A 21107-nucleotide genomic window follows, 5' to 3' on the forward strand; every position below is an offset into this window, starting at 1 on the left:
ATCTAAGGTGTGGAAACGGTGATGGGCTGTTCCCACCAGTCCTCGACGCTGCCGTCGTGGCCGTGCAGGCGCAGCCCCAGCCAGTGCGTGCCCGGCGGCAGCGCATGCGTGTCGAAGGTGGCGCTGAAGCCGACGTTGGGATGCTGCGGGTCGGTGGAAATCTTCCAGTACGGGCGCACATCCAGCGGCGTGCCGTAGTCGGCCCGCGCGACCGGACGCCCATCCAGCAGCAGCTCCACCTCCGACAGGCCGACGCCGTCCTTGAATGCCCAGCCGCGCACCTGCACCTGCCCGGACACGCGCACGTCCGGCAGCGGCGTATCGATCCAGGCCATCGCCGGTGCGATGCACGGCCCGGGCTGGCGTTGCGCAGGCAGCGCGAACAGCAGGAAGCGCTGATAGCCGTGATCGGTGGACACCACGGTGGGCGGCGGCAACGGCCCGACCATCTCGCAGATGGCGTGATAGCGCTTCAACAGGTCGCGATAACGCTGATCGCTGGGTGAGAGCACCAGCAGCCGCGGCCCATTGCGCGTGCCGTCACTGAGCAGCCCCCATTGCAACAACTGCGCGCTGCGCCCGTGCTTGTCGTTCAACTCCGCATGCAGCACCTCGACATTGGCATCGTGCAATTGAAAGCCCAGCTCGGCACCGACCTTGAAATTTTCCGCCAGCACGCGCGTGCCCGGCGGCATCTGCGCGAGCTGGGTATTGACCGCGCGCGCCAGATCCTTCCACCCGGCGAAGTTGCGCGGATAGTATTTTTCGCCGGCCGCATGCGCGCGCATCGACGGCACCGACACCGCCAGGTAATAGCCGTACGCACCCAGGGTGCCGAGCAGCGCGATCACCCAGACCGCGCGACGCAGCGCATGCGGCCAACGCATCAGGATCACCGGCACCGCGACCAGCAAGGCCAGGTAGCCCGGCAGCGGCCAGTGGAAACTGATCCGCTCGGCATCGCTGAAGAAACCGAGCACGAAGATCGCCACGGTCGAAATCCCGCCCAGCAGGCCGAAATACCGCCATTGCGCACGCGAGCCACCACCGGCGCGCGTGCCGGCCAGGCCGACCTTGAGCATCGCCCAGGCCAGCAGCGGGGTCACCAGCACCGCCTGTATCAGCAAGAACCACAGCCCGGTGACCTGAAAACGCCATGGATGCCGGTCGACCAGCTGGAAGCGCAGCCCGGCCTCGTCATGCTCGGTGTTCCAGAACAGCAGCGGCAGCCAGCTCACTGCGCCCACCGTCAGCGCCATCCAGATGCGCGGGTCGCGCATCACCGCGCGCCCCTGCGGAATGCACAGCAGCGCGATACAGCCCACCCCGATCACCCCGGCAAAACGGTAATGACTGAGCGCGCCGATCACCAGGCCGATGGCGAGCTCGAGCGCACTGGTGGCATCGACCTCGCGTAGCAGCCGCGCGCCGGCATCCATGCACAGCACCGCCGCCAGCGCCATCGGCACGTCCGGTACCGCCAGGATGCCGAGCGTGGCCGATAGCGGCATCAGCAAGCTCAGGCTGCCGGCCTGCCAGCCCAGCGTGGAGCCGAACCAGCGCGTGGCAATATGCGCGATCAACCACGGAATCAGCGCGGCAATGGCCAGAAACGGCAGGCGCAGGGCCAGCAGGTGATGCCCGCCCAGTTCCACGCCCAACCGCGCCAGCCAGGCCGTCATGCCCGGCAGATCCGAATACGCGGCGGCCAGATGCTGGCCTTCCTGCCAGTAGAACGCCTCGTCGACGAACAGCGGCAGCCGCGCGGCGATCAACAGCTTGACGGCCGTCGCCAGTGTCCACAGGATCACGAAGGTGCGATGTGCGCGTTGGTCTCCTTGCATTGCCCTGTGCACTCTTCTTCCACCTACGGAATTGTGATGTCGACACCGCTGCGTTCCACGGAAATGCTAACCGATGCGCTGCGCCAATCGCTGCGGCGCGCACAAGACCAGGTCAATTCGCTGCTGCTGGGCAAGGCGCAGGAAGTGCGTCTGGCGTTCGTGGCGCTGCTGTCCGGCGGCCATCTGTTGATCGAGGATCTGCCCGGCCTGGGCAAGACCACCCTCGCCCACGCGATGGCCTCCAGCCTGGGGCTGGGCTTTCAGCGCGTGCAGTTCACCTCCGACCTGCTGCCGGCGGACGTGCTGGGCGTGTCGGTGTACGACGCCGCCTCGCGCCAGTTCCAGTTCCACCCAGGCCCGGTGTTCACCAACGTGCTGCTGGCCGACGAGATCAATCGCGCGCCGCCGCGCACGCAAAGCTCGCTGCTGGAGGCCATGGCCGAACAACAGGTCACGCTCGATGGCCTCACCCATGCGTTGCCGGAGCCGTTCTTCGTGATCGCCACGCAGAACCCGGTCGATCTGTCCGGCACCTTCCCGCTGCCGGATTCGCAGCTGGATCGTTTCCTGCTGCGGCTCAGCCTGGGCTACCCCAGCGCCGACGCCGAGCGCGCGCTGCTGTCCGGCGTGGATCGGCGCGAACTCATCGCCCAGGCGGTGCCGCAACTCAGCGACACCGACGTGGTGGCGCTGCGCACGGTGGTGGGCCAGATCCACACCAGCGATGCGCTGATCGGCTATGTGCAGGCCTTGCTGCTGCGCAGCCGCCAGCACGCCGGGGTGCGCGTCGGGCTGTCGCCGCGTGCCGGCATCGCGCTGCTGCGTGCGGCCAAGGCTTACGCGCTGCTGCTCGGGCGTGAGCACGTGCTGCCGGAAGACGTGCAGGCGTTGTTCGTGGCGGTGGCCGGGCACCGGCTGGTGCCGGAGGCCGAATCCTCGTCCGGGCCGGCATTGGCCAAGGCGCTGCTGCACAGCGTGCCGGTGGACTGACACAGGTGCGAGCGCACGTGCGCGCCATTGCCCGCCGACTCAGCCTGCTGGCGCGTCCGCGTGGCGCGGAGGCCTTGCCGATCATGCTGGATCGGCGGCGCATCTACGTGCTGCCGACGCGCTTCGGGCTGTTCGTCACCGCCTTGTTGCTGGCGATGCTGCTCGGCGCGTTGAACTACAACAACAACCCGGCCCTGCTGCTGGCCCTGTTGCTGGCCACCGCCGGGATCGCCAGCAGCATCATGGCGCACCTGCAGCTGTCGGCGCTGCGCATTGAGGCGGTCTCGGCCGAACCGGTGGTCGCCGGCGAGCCGTTGCGCATGCGGGTGTCGCTGGCACGTCGCGACAGCCGCGCACGGCGTGGGCTGCGCCTGGATCATCTGGACAGCAGCGGCTTCTGTGCGCTGCTAGAGCACGACATCGCCGAGGTCGACCTGCCGGTGCCCACCGGGCGGCGGGGCTGGCAGGAGATCGAACGCATTCGCCTGTCCAGCACCCAGCCGCTGGGGCTGGTGCGTGCCTGGTCATGGGTCTGGCCGGAAACACCGCTGCTGGCCTATCCCAGGCCCGAGGAACAGGGGCCGGCATTGCCCGAGGGCGCCGGTTCGCCCAACCAGACCCGCCTGCACCCGCAAGGCGAGGAGTTGCATCAACTGCGCCCATATCGCGCCGGCGATGCGCCACGCACGATTTCCTGGAAGCACTCGGCGCGCCGCGACAGTTTGCTGGTGCGCGAATACGAGCAACCCCTGGGCATCGAAGTCACGCTGGACTGGCGCACGCTCAACGCGCTGCCGTACGAGCGCCGCATCGCGCGGCTGGCGCGCTGGGTCAACCTGGCCGAACGCGAGGGCCGGCGCTACCGGTTGCTGCTGCCGGGCCAACCGCCGCTGGGGCCTGCGCAAGGTCCGGCGCACCATCACCTGTGTCTGCGCGCCCTGGCCCTGCTTCCGCATGACTGAGCCGTCCGTCCCGATCACCCAGGCCAGCCGCGCCTGGGTGCTGGCCACCAGCTGGCTGGCACTGGCGCCGTTGCTGCTGCAGCTGCCCGGCCTGCTCGCCGGCACCATTGCCGTGGCCGCCGTGCTGGTCGGCATGCTGAGCTGGCGCGGCACCTTGATGGCACCGGTGCGGCTGTTGCTGGTAGTGGCGATGCTGGGCGCGGTGTACTGGCAGATCGGCATGCGCTTCGGTCGCGACACCGGCTGCGCGGTGCTGGCCGCGATGCTGGCGATCAAGGCCTCCGAACTGCGCACCTTGCGCGATGCGCGCAGCCTGCTTGGGTTTGCGTTGTTTGCCCCGTTTGCGGCGTTTCTGCTCGACCAGGGGCCGGCGACGATGGGGCTGGCGCTGCTGGCGGTGGTGAGCGCGCTGCTGAGCATGCAGCGGCTGGCCGACGAAGAACACCGCACCGCCACGCCCGCGCTGCGGATGCAGTTGCGCGGCATCGGCAAGCTGGTCGCCATCGGCGTGCCGCTGGCCCTGGCCACGTTCTGGCTGCTGCCGCGTCTGAGCTCCCCGCTGTGGGGCGTGCCCGAGCGCGCGCTGTCGCGGCCGGGCCTGTCGGACAACATGGCGCCGGGCGAATGGATCGACCTGATGGCCGACGACAGCCCGGCCCTGCGCGTGCAGTTCACCGGCAAGGCGCCACCGCCGCAGCAACGCTACTGGCGCGGGCCGGTGATGTGGGACTTCGACGGCCGCACCTGGCAACGCGCGCGCTGGACCGGTCGCAGCCAACCCGCGACGGTCACCGCGGGGCCGCGGAGCTACCGCTATCGCCTGGATTACGAGCCCACCGATCGTCGCCAACTGGTGTCGCTGGACCTGCCCACGCAAGCGGTGGCCAATGCCGAGCTGTCGCCCGACTACGAACTGTTCGCACGGCGGCCATTGAGTGCGCTGACCCGCTGGGAGCTGCAGTCGGCGCCACCGGCACGCTTCGACACCGACCTGCCCGACCAGCTGCGCAAGCGCGCCCTCGCGCTGCCGCCCGGTTTCAATCCACGCACGCTCACGCTGGCACGGCAATGGCGTAGCGAGGCCGGCAGCAACGACGATGCCGTGGTGCAGCGCGCGCTGCAGTGGATCACCCGCGAGTTTGCCTACACCCTGGACACCCCGCTGCTCGGCCGCAACAGCGTGGATGAATTCCTGTTCCAGCAGAAGGCCGGTTTCTGCGAGCACTTCAGCTCTTCGTTCGTGGTGCTGATGCGCGCGGCCGGCATCCCGGCGCGCGTGGTCACCGGCTATGCCGGCGGCACCTACAACGGCTTCGGCAATTACTGGGTGGTGCGGCGCATGGATGCGCATGCCTGGACCGAAGTCTGGCTGGCCGGGCGCGGCTGGGTGCGGGTGGACCCCACCGCCGCGGTGGCACCGGAACGCATCTACGACACGCTGGAAGACCGCGTGCAGGTCGGGGCGGGCAACAATTTCGCCCAGCTCGGCATGTGGGCCAGCCTGGGCCAGGTCAGCGACCTGCTGCGCCGCGGCTGGAACGACCTGGTGCTGTCCTTCGATGCCGACCGCCAGCAACGGCTGTTGCAGCCGTTCGGCATCGATCGCCTGGACAGCTCACAACTGGCCGCCATTTTCGGCATCTTCGCGGTCAGCGCGCTGGCGTGGATGGGCTGGCTGCTGGCGCGCGGCGAGCGTGAGCGCGACCCGCTGCTGCGTGCCTGGCATCGCCTGGGCCGCCGCTACGGCAAGCTCGGCCTGGCCCGCGAACCGCACGAACCGGCCATCGCCTGGGCGCAGCGTGTCGCCCGTTCACACCCGAATCCGGCATTGTTGGCGCTCAGCCAACGTTTCGCTGCCGCGCGCTACGCTGGCGCTGATTCGGACAGCGCCTCACTCCTCAAAGATCTGCAGCAGCATCGCCCGCGAACCGGAGCTTCCTCATGAGTACCCGCTTTCTTCTTCCCATTGTCGCCGTGCTCGGGCTCGCCGCCTGTGCCACCGCGCCCAAGCCGCTGCAGGGGCAGTTCCCTACGGTCAGTCCGAGCGATTCCACCGCCAGCGCCCAGGTCGGCACGTCGGTGCGCTGGGGCGGCAAGATCATCCAGACCAAACCCGGCCAGGGCCAGACCTGCTTCGAGCTGATCTCGCGTCCGCTCAATGCCAGCGGCCGTCCGGACCGCAACGCCGTGGACGCCAGCGATGGCCGCTTCCTGGCATGCCGCTCGGGCTTCTACGATCCGGCCGTGTTCGAGCCCGGCCGCGAAGTGACCTTCATCGGCAAGATCGAAGGCTACGAAACCACCAAGATCGGCGAGTACGACTACAAGCTGCCCAAGGTGAATGCCGACGTGGTCTACCTGTGGCCGGTCGTGCGCGAGGTGGATGTGGTGCCGGCCTACCCGTACGGCCCGTGGGGCGACCCGTGGGGCCCGCGCTGGGGCGGTGGCTGGGGCTGGGGCCGCGGCTGGTGGTAACCGGCTGCTGAGTCAGTGACACGCAAAAACGCCGCTCGCAGGGAGCGGCGTTTTTGTGTGTGCGTCTCGGCTGCTCGAACAGGCGCATGCGCTCGCTCGCGCAGTGAGGTCAGGGCGTGCCGAACCGTCCCAGCGGCGCGCCGGCCAGCAGATGCAGATGGATATGGAACACGGTCTGGCCGGCATGCTCGCGACAGTTCATCACGATGCGATAGCCGTCCTGCGCCAGTCCCTGCGCGCGGGCGTATGACGCTGCGGCAAGTGCGAGCTTGCCCACCAGCACCGCCTGCTCGGGCGGCACATCGTCCAGCGTGGGAATGGCATGCTGTTTGGGAATGAACAGCACATGCACCGGCGCCTGCGGGGCGATGTCCTGAAAGCCCAGCACCTCGTCGTCTTCATAGACGATGTTGGCCGGAATTTCGCGACGAATGATCTTGCCGAAGATGGTGTCGGTCATGGGTGGGGAATCGGGAATCGGGAATCGGGAATCGGGAATCGGGAATCGCAAGAGCTTACCGCGCGCGCCACTGCTTTTCGCTTCTCCGATTCCCGATTCCCGATTCCCCAATCCCGATTCCCGGCCCTCAAAGCACCTCACCTCGGGTGCCAAAGGCATGCGACAAGGTGCCGCGATCGACGTATTCCAGCTCGCCGCCCAGCGGCATGCCCTGCGCGAGCCGGCTTGGGCGCACCGCATGCTGGCGGGCCAGCTGCGCCAGGTAATGCGCGGTCGCTTCGCCTTCCACCGTGGCATTGGTGGCGATGATCATTTCGGCGACTTCACCGGCGGCCAGACGCTCGCCGAGCCGGTCCAGCCCCAGCTCGCGCGGGCCGATGCCGTCCAGCGGCGACAGCCGGCCCTGCAGGATGAAGTACAGCCCGCGGTAGCCGGTGGCGTGCTCGATCGCCAGGCGATCGGCTGGCGATTCCACCACGCACAACTGCTGCCGATCGCGACTGCTGCTGGCACAGATCGCGCAGATCTCCGACTCGGTGAAGTCGCGGCATTGCGCGCAATGGCCGACCTTCTCCACCGCACTGGCCAACGCCGCAGCCAGGCGACGCCCACCCTCGCGCTCGCGTTCGAGCACGTGGTAGGCCATGCGTTGCGCCGATTTCTGGCCCACACCCGGCAACACCCGGAAGGCCTCGATCAGTTGTTCGAGAAGAGAGGACATTGGGTCGGGAATCGGGACTCGGGATTGGGGAATCGCAAAAGCCAAAGACAATCTCGCTCTTACGATTCCCGATTCCCTACTCCCGATTCCCCGCCTCTCAGAACGGCAACTTCATGCCCGGCGGCAGCTGCATGCCGGCGGTGGCCGAGCCCATGCGGTCCTTGGATTCGGCGTCGATCTTGTTGGAGGCGTCGTTGAAGGCGGCGGCGATCAGGTCCTCGGCCATTTCCTGGTCGGAGAGGATGCTCGGGTCGATGCGGACCTTGCGGCACTCCTTGGCGCCGGTCAACGTCACGCTGACCATGCCGCCGCCGGCGGTGCCGGTGACCTCCAGCTTGGCCAGTTCTTCCTGGGCGCGCTGCAGGTTTTCCTGCATCTTCTGCGCCTGCTGCATCAATTGGGCAATGTTCCCACGCATGTGTCGTTACTCGTCGTAAGGGCGGATGGAATCGGGGACGACCCGCGCGCCTTGCTGCTGGATCAGCTGCTGCACGTTCGGGTCGTTCATGAACGCTGTTTCGGCCGCGCTCTGGCGCTCGCCTTTCTGGCGATTGGCCCGCTCGTGCAGGGTCTCGACATCGGCATTGCCGGCTTCGATGACGATACGCGGCGTATTTCCCAACGCGGGCGCGAGTGCCTGCGCAAGGTTGGCGATGGACCGTTCGGAATTGAGGTATTCGAAGCCCGGCGCCAGCGCCAGGCGCAGCACGCCGTCGCGATGACCGATGAAGGCAGCATTGGCGGCGAGCTGTCGCGAGGGGCCGTTCAAGCCGCTGCGGGTGACCAGATCCAGCCACTGCTCCGCATCGGCGATGTGGCCGCCGTCGAGCAGGACCGACGGATCGGTTGCCGGCGCCGGTACGGAGGGCGATGCCCCCGGTGGCATCGCCAGCACCGGCGCTGCAGGTGCTGGAGCCACGGCGGCGGCAGGAACTGCCACGGCAGCGTCGGGCGCGACCGCAGCGGGCAATGCCGTATCGGCTGCCACGGGTGGCGCCATTGCCGCTTCCGGCGCGGGCGCACGCGTCGCTGCGGGGACGGGGGCAGCGTTGGCGCGCACCGGCGCATCGTCCATCGCCCAAGGCGGCGTGTCGTCGCTGCGCGCGGACGCTGTCGCTGGGCGGCTGTCGGTCGATGCTTCCGCGGCGGGCAACACCACGACGGGTGCTGGCGCAGCAGTGGCCGGTGCCGGCGCAGCGACCGCAGCAGGCGCGACTTCCTTCATGCCGGCCGGCTGTGCCACGGCTGCAGGCGCAGGCGCGGCTGCCACCGGTGCGGCGGCCTGCACGCCAGTTGCAGAACGCGCGTGACCGCCGGCATTGGCCCCACGTCCGTCGTCATTGCCGCCAGCCGGCACTGCCGCCGCAGGGCGGAAGGCCAGCATGCGCAGCACCGCCATCTCGAAACCGGCGCGCGGACTCGGTGCCAGATACAGATCGCGACGGCCGTTGAGCGCCATCTGGTACCACAGCTGCACCACTTCCGGGCGCAGCTGCGCGGCATAGGCGGTCGGGTCGATGCCGTCGCCGACAAACGCCACCGACGGCACCAACTGCTGCACCTGGATTCGGTGCAAGGCCTCGGCCAGCGCCTCCAGCACGCCGCTCCAGTCGGGCGAGAACTCGGCCAGCGCGGCGACCACCTGCATCAGGCGCGCGCCATCGCCATCGGTCAGCGACTGCAGCATCGCCCCGACCTGGTTGCGATCGACCGTGCCGAGCATGGTGCGCACCACGTCCTCGCGCAGCGCGCCGCCGGCATAGGCGATGGCCTGGTCGAGCAGCGACAGGCCATCGCGCAGCGAGCCGTCGGCGGCCTTGGACAGCTGCACGATTGCCGACGGATCCGATTCGATCTGCTCGGCGGCCAGGATCCGGGTCATCTGGCCCTGGATCTGGTCCTCGTCCAGCCGCTTGAGGTTGAACTGCAGGCAGCGCGACAGCACGGTTACCGGCAGCTTCTGCGGATCGGTGGTGGCCAGCAGGAACTTCACGTGCTCGGGCGGCTCTTCCAGCGTCTTCAGCAACGCATTGAACGCCGCCTTGGAGAGCATGTGCACTTCGTCGATCAGATAGACCTTGAACTTGCCGCGCGAGGGCATGTATTGCGCGTTCTCGATCACTTCGCGCACGTCGTCCACACCGGTGTTGGACGCGGCGTCGATTTCCAGCAGGTCGATATAGCGGCCGGCGTCGATATCCAGGCAGGCCGGGCACTGGCCGCACGGATCGGCACTGGTGCCGGTCTCGCAGTTCAGCGATTTGGCGAAAATGCGCGCAATCGTGGTCTTGCCCACGCCGCGGGTGCCGGTGAACAGAAATGCGTGGTGCACACGCCCACTGTCGAGCGCGTTACTGAGCGCGCGGACCACGTGTTCCTGGCCTACGAGTTCGGCAAAACGCTTCGGGCGCCACTTGCGGGCGAGAACAAGATAAGACATCGGGCAACCAGCTTCCTCTGAACCGATATTGTGCCACGGCGCGTCACGTTGATCGTTCAGCGGCCGGGGTGCCCTGGCGTCGCCAGGCACCGGGGGGGTGGGGGCGGCCGGACACGCGTTGGCGACCGGCCAGGCACCTGCGCTGGCACCGTCATGCCGGACCGGCAGATCACTTACCTTGTTAATGCCGCCTGCGGCGGCTAGAATCCCGCTCCTGCCGACGACCCGGTCGCACGGCAGGTACGGAGAGGTGTCCGAGTGGTTGAAGGAGCACGCCTGGAAAGTGTGTAAGCGTCTAAACCGCGCTTCGGGGGTTCGAATCCCCCTCTCTCCGCCAGTTTCATGATCCTGCAACGCGATTGCATGGATCCAGGGTCGCGCCAGTGACCCACGTCTTATGGTGGCCCCGTCGGTCCCTCGCGACGCTAGATCGAAAATCCCGCCAGGGCCGGAAGGCAGCAACGGTATCGATTGATGCGGGCGCCGAGGTCAACCGGCGGGGACACCACCCTAACCCCTTGATGTCCCCGCAGCGCTTGAGTCGCGAGCGTCTACTGCGCCTGCGATTCCGGATGCAGCCAGCCGGCGTCGCCTTCCAGGTAATGCTCGTGCTTCCAGATCGGCACGCGTGCCTTGACCTCGTCGATGATGAAGCGGCAGGCATCGAATGCGGCGCCGCGATGCGCCGCACTGACGCCGACCCACACCGCCATGTCGCCGATGCGCAGCTCGCCCACGCGATGCACGCAGCAGGCGTTGACGATGGCAAACCGACTCATCGCCTCGTCGAGCACGCGCCGGCCTTCGGCCTGGGCAAGTGCGGCGTAGGCTTCGTAGCGTAGTCCGGCCACGCTGCGGCCTTCGTTGTGATTGCGTACCCAGCCTTCGAAACTGGCGAACGCGCCGGCATGCGGGTGCTCCAGCGCGGCACGCAAGCTGTCGACCGGCAATGGCACATCGGAAAGTGCAAAGAGGGCGGTTGTCTGCTCGCTCATGCTCAACCTCCCGACACCGGCGGAATGAACACGATTTCACTGCCATCGCGCACGCCATCCTCCCAGCGCGCGAACGCGCCATCCACCGCCACGCGCAGCTGCGTCGGCGTCCAGCGCAGGCCGTGGCGCGTCTCGAGTTCGGCATACAGTGCGCGCAGGTCCTGCGCCGCCGATTGCACCTGCTCGCTGGCAATGCCCGCCGCCTCACGCAAACTGGCGAAATACAGCACCGTCACTGTGGCGCTCATTGGCTTGCTCCGATATCGCGCTTGCCACCGCGCTTGGACACCAACTTGGTCGGGCCGATGCTCATGCTGTGCGACAACGCCTTGCACATGTCGTAGACCGTCAAGGCCGCCACGCTGGCGCCGGTGAGCGCTTCCATTTCCACACCGGTGCGATGCACGCAGCGCACCGTGCAACTGATGTCCAGCACCTGCTCGCCCGCCCAGTCGATCTCGAAGCGGCATGCATCGATCGGCAATGGGTGGCAGAACGGAATCAATTCGTACGTGCGCTTGACCGCCATGGTGCCGGCGATCACTGCGGTCTCCACGATGCCGCCCTTGGCGCTGCGCAAACCGTCGGCACGCAATTGTGCGGCGACAGCGGCGGGAAAACGCACCCGGCTTTGGGCGGTGGCGCTGCGCGCAGTAACCGCCTTGTCCGAGACATCCACCATCGTGGGCAGTCCGGAATCGTCCAGGTGGGTCAGGCGTGCGGAACGGGATTTTGCAGGCATGGGAAACGACACGATGACAGGCGCTCAGGATGCGGCATTCTCGGTGAACGCGGTGCCTGGATGGAACAGCAGTGCCTTACCCGCCAATCAAGAACATCTCCACCGGCTTGCCGCGCCGCGGTGTCGATGCGCGCGCCTCGCTGTAGCGGTCGCCACGCATGCTCCAGCGCGCACGCAGATGCTCGGACAATCCATGCTCTCCCTCGGCCAAGGCCGGCTTGAGGTCATGGCCCTGGCTGGCGAACAGGCAGGTGTACAACTGCCCATCGGCCGACACACGTGCGCGCTGGCAATCGCCGCAGAACGGCACGCTGACCGAACTGACAAAACCCACCTCGCCGGCGCCATCGGCAAATGCATGCCGCTGCGCCACTTCGCCGGTGTAATTGGCATCCAGCGGCACCAATGGCCAGCGCGCGTGGATGCGCTCGTGCAGTTGTGCAGAGGTCACCACCGCATCGGCCGTCCAGCCATTGCAGCTGCCCACATCCATGAACTCGATGAAGCGCAGCACATGGCCGCTGCCACGGAAGTGCTCCACCAGGGGCAGCAGTTGATCTTCATTGACGCCGCGCTGCACCACGCAGTTGATCTTCAGACGCCGAAAGCCGGCCTGCTCGGCGGCGGCGATGCCGGCCAGCACCTGCGCAATCTCGCCGCGGTTGCCGCTCATGCGCCTGAACAGCTCCGGATCCAGGGCATCCATGCTCACGGTGATACGGCGCAGCCCGGCCTGACGCAGCGCCATCGCCTGACGCGCAAGCAAGGTGCCGTTGGTGGTCAGCGCCAGATCCTCGATCCCCTCGATTGCGGTCAGGCGCGCAATCAGGCTAGGCAGATCGCGACGCAACAGTGGCTCGCCACCGGTCAGGCGCACCTTGGTGACGCCGACGGAGACGAAGGCACGCACCAGCATTTCCAGCTGATCGAAGCTCAGGCGCTGCTGCGCATCGAATCCGTAATCGTCGGGCACGCGGTCGGCCGGCATGCAGTAACCGCAGCGGAAATTGCAGGCCTCGATGACCGACAAGCGCAGATCGCGCAGCGGCCGGCCATAGCGGTCCTGCATCGGCGCGGCCGTCAGATTCGGCAACAGCAAGGCGCCCATCAGGGCGCCATGGCGGCAGTCGGCTCTGCCAGCGGCAGATGTTGGCCAGGCACGGCCACGCGATGGCCGCGTGCGCGTAGCACGTCGCCGTCGGCGTTGCTGGCGTAGTGATACAGCAGCATGCGGCTCAACAGGTCCTGCGGGTATTCCCGCTCCAAATCGTCCACCCCAGTATGCGACGGGTTGCCGTGAACGCCGCAGTCATGCGCGATGAGCTCGCCGTCACCGGCGTAGCGGGCCAGTATTTCCGGGATCGGCCGGGTGTCGCCGCTCCAGACCAGCGCCCCCTGCAGCCGCAGCCCGTAGGCGGTCTCCGGCCAGTGGTGGCGCGCCGGGAACACTTCCAGCCGTACCCCGTCGTGCCAGAACGCCTCACCGACCGGCACCAGCTGGAACGCGTCCCAGAAGTTCGCACCGCCCTCAGCCAGCACGTTCGGGTAGTCGGCGATGCGCCGCTGCAGCAACGGCACCACCGGCGCCGGCACGTACAGGCGCGTGCGCCCGCGGCGTTCGGAGAAATAGCTGTCCACGAACAGCCGTTCCAGCCCGCCCACGTGGTCCAGATGCACGTGGGTGATGAACACTGCCTGCGGCAGATGACCGTACTGGGCTTGATAAGCAGTGAGCCCTTCGCTGCCGCAATCGATGGTCAGCCACGGCGCGCCGGCGCGCTCGATGGTGGCCATCGGCGAACCAAGCGCCACCGCCGACGCATTGCCGACCCCTTGCACACGCAACGCCCAGTCCATCAGTAGCCCCGGCCCCAGGCCAGTTCGTACGCGCGGTGCAGGCGTTGGTAATCCTTGTCGACCTCTTCGCGGCTGCGGTTGCCGCGCAACTTCAGCAGCGAGCGGTGCAGGCGCTTGAGATTGCGTTCGCGCCAGCGCGTGGCCGGAATGCGCAACACGCCGCGGTCGAAATCGATCAACCAGCCATGCCCGCCGGCATCGAACAGGATGTTGTGCGCGTTGAGATCGGCATGATCCAGGCCGGCGCGATGAAAGCGCGCAATCAGCCGCCCGGTCTCTTCCCACGGCGCACCGCGCCCGGCGACCCGTGCATGATCGGCGAGCGAGCGCACGTTCTCCAGGCGTTCCATCAACAACGCAGCGCGATAGCTCAGCCCCTCACGCAGATAGCAGGCCGCCAACGGGCGCGGCACCGGCAACTTGCGCTTGAGCAGTTCGCGCATCAGCCGGAACTCGGCAAAGCTGCGCGTGCGCCCAGCTCCTTTCCACAGATAGCGATCGCGGCTCACGCGCGCGGCCATGCCGCCGCGCAGGTACTGCCGCAACACGCTACGACCGAACGGCGCATCCACGAACCAGGCCCCACCCCGCCCGCCTTCGTCGACCGGCCGTGCCCTGTCGCCCCAGCGTTGCGGCGAAAACAGCCCCGCATCGGCTTGCCGCAGCCGTTCGCGGTCGAACAGAATGGCGCCATAGCCGCGGCCTTCGCGGTACGGCGTCAGCGCTTCAGTGGCGTCGAAAGAAACCATCCATCGAGTCTAACAACACCATGGCTTCTACGCCCGCTTCGTTATGCCTGCTGCGCCTGTCCGCCCTGGGTGACGTCACCCATGTGGTGCCGCTGGTGCGCACCCTGCAGGCGGGATTTCCGGCAAGCCAGCTGCATTGGATCATCGACAAGGCCGGGTTGAAACTGCTCGACGGCCTGCCCGGCGTGCAGTTCCATGCCTACGACAAGCGCACCGGCGTGGCCGGGATGCGCGCGCTACGCCGGTCGCTGGCGCCACTGGGTCGCTTCGATGCGCTGCTGCAGATGCAGGTGGCCTTGCGCGCGAATGTGCTGTCGGCCTTCGTGCCGGCACGGCGGCGGATCGGCTACGACCGCAGCCGGTCCAAGGACCTGCACGGCCTGTTCATCAACGAGCGCATCGCCGATCGCCCCGGCATCCACGTGCTCGACGCCATCGGCAGCTTCGCCCGGCCGCTCGGCCTGACCCAGACCCGGGTGCGCTGGGACTTGCCGGTCCCCGACGAGGCGCATCACTGGGCACGCGCGCAATGGGATGACGACGGCCGCCCGGTGCTGATGATTTCGCCGTGCTCCAGTCACGCGCGCCGCAACTGGTATCCCGACCGCCATGCCGCGCTGGCCGACCATGCCGCTGCACAGGGTTGGCGGGTCGTATTGTGCGGTGGCCGCAGCGAGCTGGAACGCAGCACCGCAGATGCCATCGTCGCGGCCGCGCGCGCGCCAGTGCTGGATCTGGTCGGCAAGGACACGCTCAAGCAACTCCCTGCCCTGCTCGCCCGCGCCGATCTGGTGGTCACCCCCGATTCCGGGCCGATGCACATCGCCAATGCGATGGGCACCAAGGTGCTCGGCCTGCATGCGGCCAGCAATCCACTGCGCAGCGGACCGTATTCGGACGTGCGCTATTGCGTGGACCGGTACGACACGGCCGCCCGCAAATACCTGGGCAAGCCGGCCGACCAGCTGAAATGGGGCACCAAGATCGAGTTCGACGAGGTGATGGCGCTGATCACCGTGGACGATGCGATCGCCGCATTCGAGCGTTATCGCGGCGATCATCCGCGCTGAGGATCGGCGACTGATCGGCGCTCGGACAGGCGTTCAATCGCTGCCGATCTGCGCACTGCACCGTGACTCGATCGCCCAGAACAGCCGGGACACAAGGGAGAAACACCGACGACTCACCCACGCGGCAGACAACCACCGCGGTGCCGGCTAACTCAACGTCTGGCGACGCACCAGGATGCACCGCTCACCCACCGATCGCCACGCCTCTCGGTCACGCAGACCTGCGATCAGCGGGCTTCAGGCACCGGTAGCGCGATAGTCCTGATACGACTTCTCTTCCACGTACGACGAACCCAGCGCCAGGTTGATCTCTTTCTTGATGCGCGCGCGCTCGTCGTTTTCGATATAGACGCTGCGCGCCAGCTGCACAAAGCTGTCGTCGAAGCTCTGCGCCTGCTCCTTGAGCCGGATATCGTCCTCGATCACCCACAGCCGCTCGTTGACGGCCTTGAGCGCAGCACGCAGACGCACGATGTCGTGGCCGGCGGCCGGATGCGCCATCCAGCTGGTCTCCAGCGCGGACAGCTCGCTGCGCACATTAGCCAGCTTGATCGGGTCGCTCATGCGCTCGGACTTGATCTGCAGGATCGCAATCTTGTCGAGCAGCTCACCAAAGGACACGGGCACCAGGATCTCGGACATGACAGGCCTCCAACGGATATCGGGCGATTGTAGCCATCGCAGCAGCGGACGGCGGCGAGACATAAACAAAAGCCCCCTTGCGGGGGCTGATGCGAATCTGGCGGAGAGGGGGGGATTCGAACCCCCGAGGCGCTATAAACGCCTGCCTGATTTCGAGTCAGGTACATTCAACCGCTCTGCCACCTCTCCAGATGGTCCCCAGTGTCCTGGGGCCGTGCATCATACGGGCACGGGCGCCAAGCCACAAGCGGCCCGGGCCGGCATCGCCGACACGATCCAAGGCCCGGGCGTGAACCCGCCCTGCGGCAGCGGCGATCGGCGTGTTGCTGCTGGCCGGCCGCCCCGCGATGATGGTCACGCACCTCCTACCTTTGGCGACCCGCCCCCATGCTCGAATTCGGACACCTTACCCATGTCGGCCTGCGCCGTGACCTCAATGAGGACACGTACTACGGCGACAGCGAATTGGGGCTCTGGCTGGTGGCCGATGGCATGGGCGGGCATGCATGCGGTGAAGTGGCCAGTGCCCTGGCGCGCGAAACCATCGTGCGCGAGGTGCGCGCCGGCACCCCGCTGGCCCAGGCGGTACGCATCGCCGACGAAGAGATCATCAAGACCTCGCGCCGCTGCAACGACACCTTGCCGATGGGTACCACCGTCGTCGCTGCGCGCGTACTGGGCCAGCGCTTCGAAGTGGCCTGGGTCGGAGACAGCCGTGCGTACCTGTGGCGCGACGGGCGACTGGCGCAACTGAGCCAGGACCATAGCTATGTGCAGGAACTCATCGCCCAGGGCACCCTGACCAGCGAGCAGGCGCGTGCGCATCCGCATCGCAACGTGGTGACCCAGGCGCTGGGCGTTACCGATCCGGTTCACCTCAATGTCGCCACCATGCAGGGCGAACTCAAATCCGGCATGCAGCTGCTGCTGTGCAGCGACGGCCTCACCGAGGAAGTCGACGATGCCGCGATCGCCGCGACCCTGTCGCAGGCCGATTGCAGCGCGCAGGAGTGTGTCGAATGCCTGGTCGCCGCCGCGCTCGATGGCGGCGGCTCGGACAACATCACCGCGATCCTGGTGCGCAGCTACTAAACGCGGCCGAAACCCAGCAAGCCCCGGCTGGCGGGCGGCGAGCGCAGGTGTTATTGCCCGCATCTTGCTGGATGCAGACAAACGCCTGGTCGGTCGAGGGCGCAGCGTCCTCACTGCTGCGGGACATGCCGCGTGACATCCGGGCAACAGTTGCCGACAACCGCGTTACCCGGCGGCAGCCGCCTCTTCGACCGGCGCATCCCACAACGCGCGCCCGGCCTTCTTGCGCAGATACGCCAGGCGCGCCTCGTGCGCCTGTGACTCCGAGGCGGTCACCACCACCCGTGCGCGCGGCAACAGCAGCGCCGGATCGAAGGTGATCATGCCCTCGCCGTGCTCGTTGCGCTGGCCGGTATCGGCACTGGCAAAGCCAATTTCTTCCTGGCCCGAGGTCAGCGCGATGTACACATCGGCCAGGATCTGCGCATCGAGCAAGGCGCCATGCAACTGGCGATGCGAGTTGTCCACGCCCAGGCGCTTGCACAAGGCATCCAGCGAGTTGCGCTGCCCTGGATAGCGCTCGCGCGCCATCATCAAGGTATCCACCACGGTGGCGCGCTCGACGATGCGGCCGTAGTTGTCGCCCAGCAGCGACAGCTCGTTGTCCAGGAATCCCAGATCGAACGCGGCGTTGTGGATGATCAGCTCCGCGCCGTCGATGTAGGCCAGGAACTCCTCGACCACATCGGCAAACAGCGGCTTGTCGGCCAGGAACTCCAGGGTCAATCCGGTCACTTCCTGCGCACCGGGTTCGAAATCGCAATCGGGCTTCAGATAGCGATGGAAGTTGTTGCCGCTCGGGCGCCGCTCCAGCAGCTCCACCGCACCGATTTCGACGACGCGGTTGCCCTTGCGCCATTCCAGGCCGGTGGTTTCGGTATCGAGAATGATCTGACGCATGAATCCTCTTGCTTACGCGGTTGCGCTGCCATCGCGCTGGGCGATGGCCTGATTGCGGGCGAGCACGTCGACGCGCTCGTTGTCCGGGTCGCCATTGTGGCCTTTCACCCAACGCCAATCGATGCTGTGGCGTTGCGTGGCCGTATGCAGCCGCTCCCACAGTTCCCGGTTCTTGACCGGGTCGCCGCCGGCGGTTTTCCAACCGCGGCGCACCCAGCCGGACATCCACTCGGTAATGCCCTGGCGCACGTATTGCGAGTCGGTATGCAGCACGATCTGGCACGGCTCGGTGAGCGTTTCCAGCGCCATGATCGCCGCCATCAACTCCATGCGGTTGTTGGTGGATGTCGCTTCGCCGCCGGACAATTCCTTCTCGCGGCCGTTGTAACGCAACAGGGCCGCCCAACCGCCCGGCCCGGGATTGCCGAGGCAGGAGCCGTCGGTATGCACTTCAATGGATTTCATCGGCTTCTGGTGTTTGGAAAGTGGTCAATCGTCAGATCGTGGCTACGGGCTGCGGCCAGCGCGAGGGCATCGCGATCGGGGTCGGCCCGATCGAAGCGGCAGCGCGCTTTTCCACTTCGAGCAGATAGACCGCACGCCAGGGTGCGCGATCGGCGCCGGTGGCGCCACGCCCGGTGCGCCAGATCGGCCCCAGGTAGCGCTCGGTCTGAACGCATTGCAGCCCCGCACGCTGCGCCAGCAGCCGCCAGCGATCCGGCCGCAACGCCACCGGACCACGCCGCGCCCAGCGGAAGCGGTACGGGCTCAGCGGATTGAGCGTGAACAGCCATAGCCGGCCGCCCGGCATCAGCAGCCGCTCGCATTCGGCCAGGAATTCCGCCGCGCCGCCCACCACCGCATGCTGCACCACGATGGCCTGCAGGCTTTCGGTCGGCAACGGAAACGGCATGGCGCAGCGCGCGTCGCCCGCAAAGCGGCCAGCGCTGCGATGCAGCCGCAGCCCTCGCCCCTGCAGGAGCTCGCGTGGCGGCAGCTCGGGAGTGGGCGTCAGCCACAGCCAGGGCTGCGACGGACGCGTCTGCAGCGCCGCAAGCGCCAATCGGCGCTCCAACTGGAGCAGGCTGCGCCCTGCACCTGTTTCAAACCAGGATGAGACGCCAGCTTGACGGGAGAATGGCGTGGCAGGCATGGTCCCAATTCTATGCGACTGACTGCACTGCCCGCATTCGACGACAACTACATCTGGGCGCTGGTCGCCACCGATGGCCGCGCAGTCATCGTCGATCCCGGCCAGGCCGAGCCGGTGTTCGCCGCCGCAGAGCGCGAAGGCTTCAGTCCCAGCGCCGTCCTGCTGACCCACCACCATGCCGACCACATCGGCGGCGTGGCGGCGCTGCAGCAGCGTTGGCCGGACCTTGCGCTATACGGACCTGCCGACGAACGCATCCCCGCAGATGCCCGCCGCGTGGGCCAGGGCGAGCGCTTGAGCCTGCTTGGCATCCATTTCGATGTGCTGGAAGTGCCGGGCCATACCCGCAGCCACCTCGCCTTCGTCACCGACCGCCATCTATTCAGCGGAGATACCCTGTTCAGCCTAGGCTGTGGGCGGATGTTCGAAGGTACCGCTCCTCAGATGTTCGACTCCTTGCAGTGCCTGGCCTCCCTGCCTGGCGAAACGCTCGTGTGTTGCGGCCACGAATACACCTTGGCCAACGCGGCCTTTGCGTTGCACGTCGATCCCACCAACGCTGCCTTGCAGCGCCGTCAACAGGAAGCCCAGGCCATGCGTCATGCAGCCCGTCCTACCCTGCCGATTTCGCTCAAGAGTGAACTGGCCACCAATCCGTTCCTACGTACCAGCAGTCCTGAAATCCGCGCCGCCGTAGCATCGCGCGCAGCCGGCGCACCTTCCTCTGAAGTTGACGTTTTCGCCGAACTTCGGCGCTGGAAAGACGAATTTCGCGCATGAGGCGCCTGCTTCTGGCAGTGCTGACCGCATCGGCGGTCATTGCACCCGCAGCCGCATCGTCCAACGACGCAAGCCGCCCCAAAGCCACAGAGAGTTCGATCACCCAGACCGCCGCACCCGAAGTGCGGAACGGACGGGAGATCTTTTCGTCATTCCTGGACGGCCGCGCCGACCCTGGCTGCGACAGCGACCATAGCGATACGCGCTGGGAGCAGCATTTCTCGCGCGCACCGGCGCGCCTGGCCGACGATGCGCAGGATGTGTTGCCGCTGTTCGGCTACGTGGTCGATGAACTGCGCGAAGCCGACATGCCGACCGAATTTGCGCTGATTCCGTTCGTCGAAAGTGGTTACCGCCCGGGCGCCCGCAACGGCAGCGGCCCCGCCGGCCTCTGGCAGTTCATCGCCACCACCGCCCGCAACCATCATGTGCCGGTTGGCGCGCAATACGACGGTCGCCTCTCGGCAGTGGATTCCACCACGGCGGCAGTGCGTTATCTCAAGACGCTGTACGGCATGTTCGGTGGCGATTGGCGCCTGGCCCTGATGGCCTACAACGCTGGCGAGTATCGCGTGCTGCAGGCCATGCGCAGTGCTGGGATGAACGCGCAGAATGCCCGCCCGTCCGAGTTGCCCGGCATGTCCAAGGTCACCTACGAGTATGTGGAGAAGCTGCACGCACTCGCCTGTGTGCTGGACCGTGCGCAGCAGCAAGGCAACCTGCTGACCTCGCTCGACCGCCCGGTACCAGTTCTTACCGAACATGCATTGCCGGTCGGCACCAGCCTCAACGCCTTTGCGGGACAACGCGCCATCGAGCCGCAACTGCTGGCCCGGCTGAATCCGGCGCTGGCCAGCGCGCGCGGCGCACCGCGCGGCGTGCAAGTACTCGCCCCGATCGCACCCGCGCGGCCGGGTGCGGCAGGCGCCGTGGTCGCATCTGCCGAAACGGACAGCATTGCCGACAACAGCGCTGCCGCTCCCACGATCGTTGCCGCCGCGGCAACCAAGGCCTACAAGACACAAGCGCGCACGACGCATACGGTACGCGACGGCGAATCCGCCTGGGCCATCGCACGTCGCTACGGCGTCACCGTCACGACACTGCTGACCAGCAATGGTCTGGACAGGCGCGCCGTGCTGAAGCCCGGCATGGTGTTGTCGTTCGACGACACACGCTGACGTAAGCCGCTTGACCCAGGCCTTGCTCCGTCCGGCGCTGCCGACACTACAGCG

Annotated in this window: 23 protein-coding genes, 2 tRNA genes and 1 other RNA gene; 10 read left to right on the forward strand and 16 right to left on the reverse strand. The window is 67.1% G+C overall.

Annotation, left to right across the window (positions count from 1 at the left end):
• Nucleotides 1–2 precede the first annotated feature (2 nt).
• Nucleotides 3–1844, reverse strand: coding sequence for a glycosyltransferase family 39 protein (locus XaplCFBP3123_RS03650; RefSeq protein WP_104532824.1), 1842 nt, complete (start codon nucleotides 1842–1844; stop codon nucleotides 3–5).
• A 36-nt stretch (nucleotides 1845–1880) separates the two neighbouring features.
• Here XaplCFBP3123_RS03650 and XaplCFBP3123_RS03655 point away from each other — a divergent pair, with 36 nt between their 5' ends.
• Genes XaplCFBP3123_RS03655 through XaplCFBP3123_RS03670 form a run of 4 tightly spaced genes read left to right on the forward strand, consistent with a single transcriptional unit; the run spans nucleotide 1881 to nucleotide 6271 of the window.
• Nucleotides 1881–2834, forward strand: coding sequence for an AAA family ATPase (locus XaplCFBP3123_RS03655; RefSeq protein ID WP_104532825.1), 954 nt, complete (start codon nucleotides 1881–1883; stop codon nucleotides 2832–2834).
• A 5-nt stretch (nucleotides 2835–2839) separates the two neighbouring features.
• Complete coding sequence (locus XaplCFBP3123_RS03660) at nucleotides 2840–3796, forward strand: DUF58 domain-containing protein (RefSeq protein WP_104532826.1); 957 nt, start codon at nucleotides 2840–2842, stop codon at nucleotides 3794–3796.
• Nucleotides 3789–5741 carry a transglutaminaseTgpA domain-containing protein gene (locus XaplCFBP3123_RS03665; RefSeq protein WP_104532827.1) on the forward strand — a complete coding sequence of 651 codons (1953 nt, stop codon included), beginning with the start codon at nucleotides 3789–3791 and terminating at the stop codon, nucleotides 5739–5741. Before XaplCFBP3123_RS03660 ends, XaplCFBP3123_RS03665 begins: the two co-directional genes overlap by 8 nt.
• Nucleotides 5738–6271, forward strand: a complete 534-nt coding sequence (locus XaplCFBP3123_RS03670) for a Slp family lipoprotein (protein ID WP_024938444.1) — start codon at nucleotides 5738–5740, stop codon at nucleotides 6269–6271. The genes XaplCFBP3123_RS03665 and XaplCFBP3123_RS03670 overlap by 4 nt, the downstream gene beginning before the upstream one ends.
• A gap of 109 nt (nucleotides 6272–6380) precedes the next feature.
• Here the strand turns inward: XaplCFBP3123_RS03670 and XaplCFBP3123_RS03675 are convergent, their stop codons facing one another.
• From XaplCFBP3123_RS03675 to dnaX, 4 genes are all read right to left on the reverse strand, one after another.
• Nucleotides 6381–6731, reverse strand: a complete 351-nt coding sequence (locus XaplCFBP3123_RS03675; RefSeq protein WP_104532828.1) for a histidine triad nucleotide-binding protein — start codon at nucleotides 6729–6731, stop codon at nucleotides 6381–6383.
• Between the two features lie 127 nt (nucleotides 6732–6858).
• Nucleotides 6859–7452, reverse strand: a complete 594-nt coding sequence (recR, locus tag XaplCFBP3123_RS03680) for a recombination mediator RecR (protein ID WP_104532829.1) — start codon at nucleotides 7450–7452, stop codon at nucleotides 6859–6861.
• A 97-nt stretch (nucleotides 7453–7549) separates the two neighbouring features.
• Nucleotides 7550–7870: a YbaB/EbfC family nucleoid-associated protein gene (locus XaplCFBP3123_RS03685; protein ID WP_005913896.1), complete on the reverse strand. Its 321-nt coding sequence runs from the start codon at nucleotides 7868–7870 to the stop codon at nucleotides 7550–7552.
• 6 nt (nucleotides 7871–7876) lie between these two features.
• The gene (gene dnaX / locus XaplCFBP3123_RS03690) at nucleotides 7877–9892 is read right to left on the reverse strand and encodes a DNA polymerase III subunit gamma/tau (RefSeq protein WP_104532830.1); all 2016 of its coding nucleotides are present in this window, start codon (nucleotides 9890–9892) and stop codon (nucleotides 7877–7879) included.
• A gap of 244 nt (nucleotides 9893–10136) precedes the next feature.
• On the opposite strand from dnaX, the gene XaplCFBP3123_RS03695 reads away from it, so the two are divergent.
• Nucleotides 10137–10229, forward strand: a tRNA-Ser gene (locus XaplCFBP3123_RS03695).
• Nucleotides 10230–10298: 69 nt separating this feature from the next.
• Nucleotides 10299–10395, forward strand: an RNA gene (gene ffs / locus XaplCFBP3123_RS03700) — signal recognition particle sRNA small type.
• 48 nt (nucleotides 10396–10443) lie between these two features.
• On the opposite strand, the gene XaplCFBP3123_RS03705 is transcribed toward ffs, so the two are convergent.
• The 6 genes from XaplCFBP3123_RS03705 to XaplCFBP3123_RS03730 form a co-directional block, all read right to left on the reverse strand.
• Nucleotides 10444–10893 carry a molybdenum cofactor biosynthesis protein MoaE gene (locus XaplCFBP3123_RS03705; RefSeq protein WP_104532831.1) on the reverse strand — a complete coding sequence of 150 codons (450 nt, stop codon included), beginning with the start codon at nucleotides 10891–10893 and terminating at the stop codon, nucleotides 10444–10446.
• The gene (locus tag XaplCFBP3123_RS03710; RefSeq protein WP_104532832.1) at nucleotides 10890–11135 is read right to left on the reverse strand and encodes a MoaD/ThiS family protein; all 246 of its coding nucleotides are present in this window, start codon (nucleotides 11133–11135) and stop codon (nucleotides 10890–10892) included. The genes XaplCFBP3123_RS03705 and XaplCFBP3123_RS03710 overlap by 4 nt, the downstream gene beginning before the upstream one ends.
• The gene (gene moaC / locus XaplCFBP3123_RS03715; RefSeq protein WP_104532833.1) at nucleotides 11132–11629 is read right to left on the reverse strand and encodes a cyclic pyranopterin monophosphate synthase MoaC; all 498 of its coding nucleotides are present in this window, start codon (nucleotides 11627–11629) and stop codon (nucleotides 11132–11134) included. The genes XaplCFBP3123_RS03710 and moaC overlap by 4 nt, the downstream gene beginning before the upstream one ends.
• A 76-nt stretch (nucleotides 11630–11705) precedes the next feature.
• Entirely contained in the window at nucleotides 11706–12737 is a 1032-nt protein-coding gene (gene moaA, locus XaplCFBP3123_RS03720) for a GTP 3',8-cyclase MoaA (protein ID WP_104532834.1), read from the reverse strand.
• On the reverse strand, nucleotides 12737–13486 hold the full coding sequence (locus tag XaplCFBP3123_RS03725; protein WP_104532835.1) for an MBL fold metallo-hydrolase: 750 nt from the start codon (nucleotides 13484–13486) through the stop codon (nucleotides 12737–12739). Before XaplCFBP3123_RS03725 ends, moaA begins: the two co-directional genes overlap by 1 nt.
• The gene (locus tag XaplCFBP3123_RS03730; protein ID WP_104532836.1) at nucleotides 13486–14235 is read right to left on the reverse strand and encodes a 3-deoxy-D-manno-octulosonic acid kinase; all 750 of its coding nucleotides are present in this window, start codon (nucleotides 14233–14235) and stop codon (nucleotides 13486–13488) included. The genes XaplCFBP3123_RS03725 and XaplCFBP3123_RS03730 overlap by 1 nt, the downstream gene beginning before the upstream one ends.
• Before the next feature lie 20 nt (nucleotides 14236–14255).
• Between XaplCFBP3123_RS03730 and XaplCFBP3123_RS03735 the strand changes: the two genes are divergently transcribed.
• Nucleotides 14256–15305: a glycosyltransferase family 9 protein gene (locus XaplCFBP3123_RS03735; protein ID WP_104532837.1), complete on the forward strand. Its 1050-nt coding sequence runs from the start codon at nucleotides 14256–14258 to the stop codon at nucleotides 15303–15305.
• Nucleotides 15306–15542: 237 nt separating this feature from the next.
• Here XaplCFBP3123_RS03735 and XaplCFBP3123_RS03740 read toward each other — a convergent pair whose 3' ends face one another.
• Nucleotides 15543–15947, reverse strand: a complete 405-nt coding sequence (locus tag XaplCFBP3123_RS03740) for a DUF6165 family protein (protein WP_104532838.1) — start codon at nucleotides 15945–15947, stop codon at nucleotides 15543–15545.
• Nucleotides 15948–16045: 98 nt separating this feature from the next.
• Nucleotides 16046–16136, reverse strand: a tRNA-Ser gene (locus XaplCFBP3123_RS03745).
• 198 nt (nucleotides 16137–16334) lie between these two features.
• On the opposite strand from XaplCFBP3123_RS03745, the gene XaplCFBP3123_RS03750 reads away from it, so the two are divergent.
• Complete coding sequence (locus XaplCFBP3123_RS03750; protein WP_024938430.1) at nucleotides 16335–17039, forward strand: PP2C family protein-serine/threonine phosphatase; 705 nt, start codon at nucleotides 16335–16337, stop codon at nucleotides 17037–17039.
• A gap of 165 nt (nucleotides 17040–17204) precedes the next feature.
• Here the strand turns inward: XaplCFBP3123_RS03750 and dnaQ are convergent, their stop codons facing one another.
• Genes dnaQ through XaplCFBP3123_RS03765 form a run of 3 tightly spaced genes read right to left on the reverse strand, consistent with a single transcriptional unit; the run spans nucleotide 17205 to nucleotide 19092 of the window.
• A complete protein-coding gene (gene dnaQ, locus XaplCFBP3123_RS03755; RefSeq protein ID WP_104532839.1) occupies nucleotides 17205–17939 on the reverse strand; it encodes a DNA polymerase III subunit epsilon in 735 nt (244 codons plus the stop codon).
• A gap of 12 nt (nucleotides 17940–17951) precedes the next feature.
• Nucleotides 17952–18404: a ribonuclease HI gene (gene rnhA / locus XaplCFBP3123_RS03760; RefSeq protein ID WP_016902541.1), complete on the reverse strand. Its 453-nt coding sequence runs from the start codon at nucleotides 18402–18404 to the stop codon at nucleotides 17952–17954.
• A 31-nt stretch (nucleotides 18405–18435) separates the two neighbouring features.
• On the reverse strand, nucleotides 18436–19092 hold the full coding sequence (locus tag XaplCFBP3123_RS03765; RefSeq protein ID WP_026064332.1) for a hypothetical protein: 657 nt from the start codon (nucleotides 19090–19092) through the stop codon (nucleotides 18436–18438).
• Nucleotides 19093–19104: 12 nt separating this feature from the next.
• Between XaplCFBP3123_RS03765 and gloB the strand changes: the two genes are divergently transcribed.
• Nucleotides 19105–19872: a hydroxyacylglutathione hydrolase gene (gene gloB / locus XaplCFBP3123_RS03770; RefSeq protein WP_104532840.1), complete on the forward strand. Its 768-nt coding sequence runs from the start codon at nucleotides 19105–19107 to the stop codon at nucleotides 19870–19872.
• The gene (locus XaplCFBP3123_RS03775; RefSeq protein WP_104532841.1) at nucleotides 19869–21053 is read left to right on the forward strand and encodes a lytic transglycosylase domain-containing protein; all 1185 of its coding nucleotides are present in this window, start codon (nucleotides 19869–19871) and stop codon (nucleotides 21051–21053) included. The genes gloB and XaplCFBP3123_RS03775 overlap by 4 nt, the downstream gene beginning before the upstream one ends.
• Nucleotides 21054–21107: the final 54 nt, after the last annotated feature.

The organism is Xanthomonas arboricola pv. populi, assembly GCF_002939945.1.
GTDB classification, from domain to species: domain Bacteria; phylum Pseudomonadota; class Gammaproteobacteria; order Xanthomonadales; family Xanthomonadaceae; genus Xanthomonas; species Xanthomonas arboricola_A.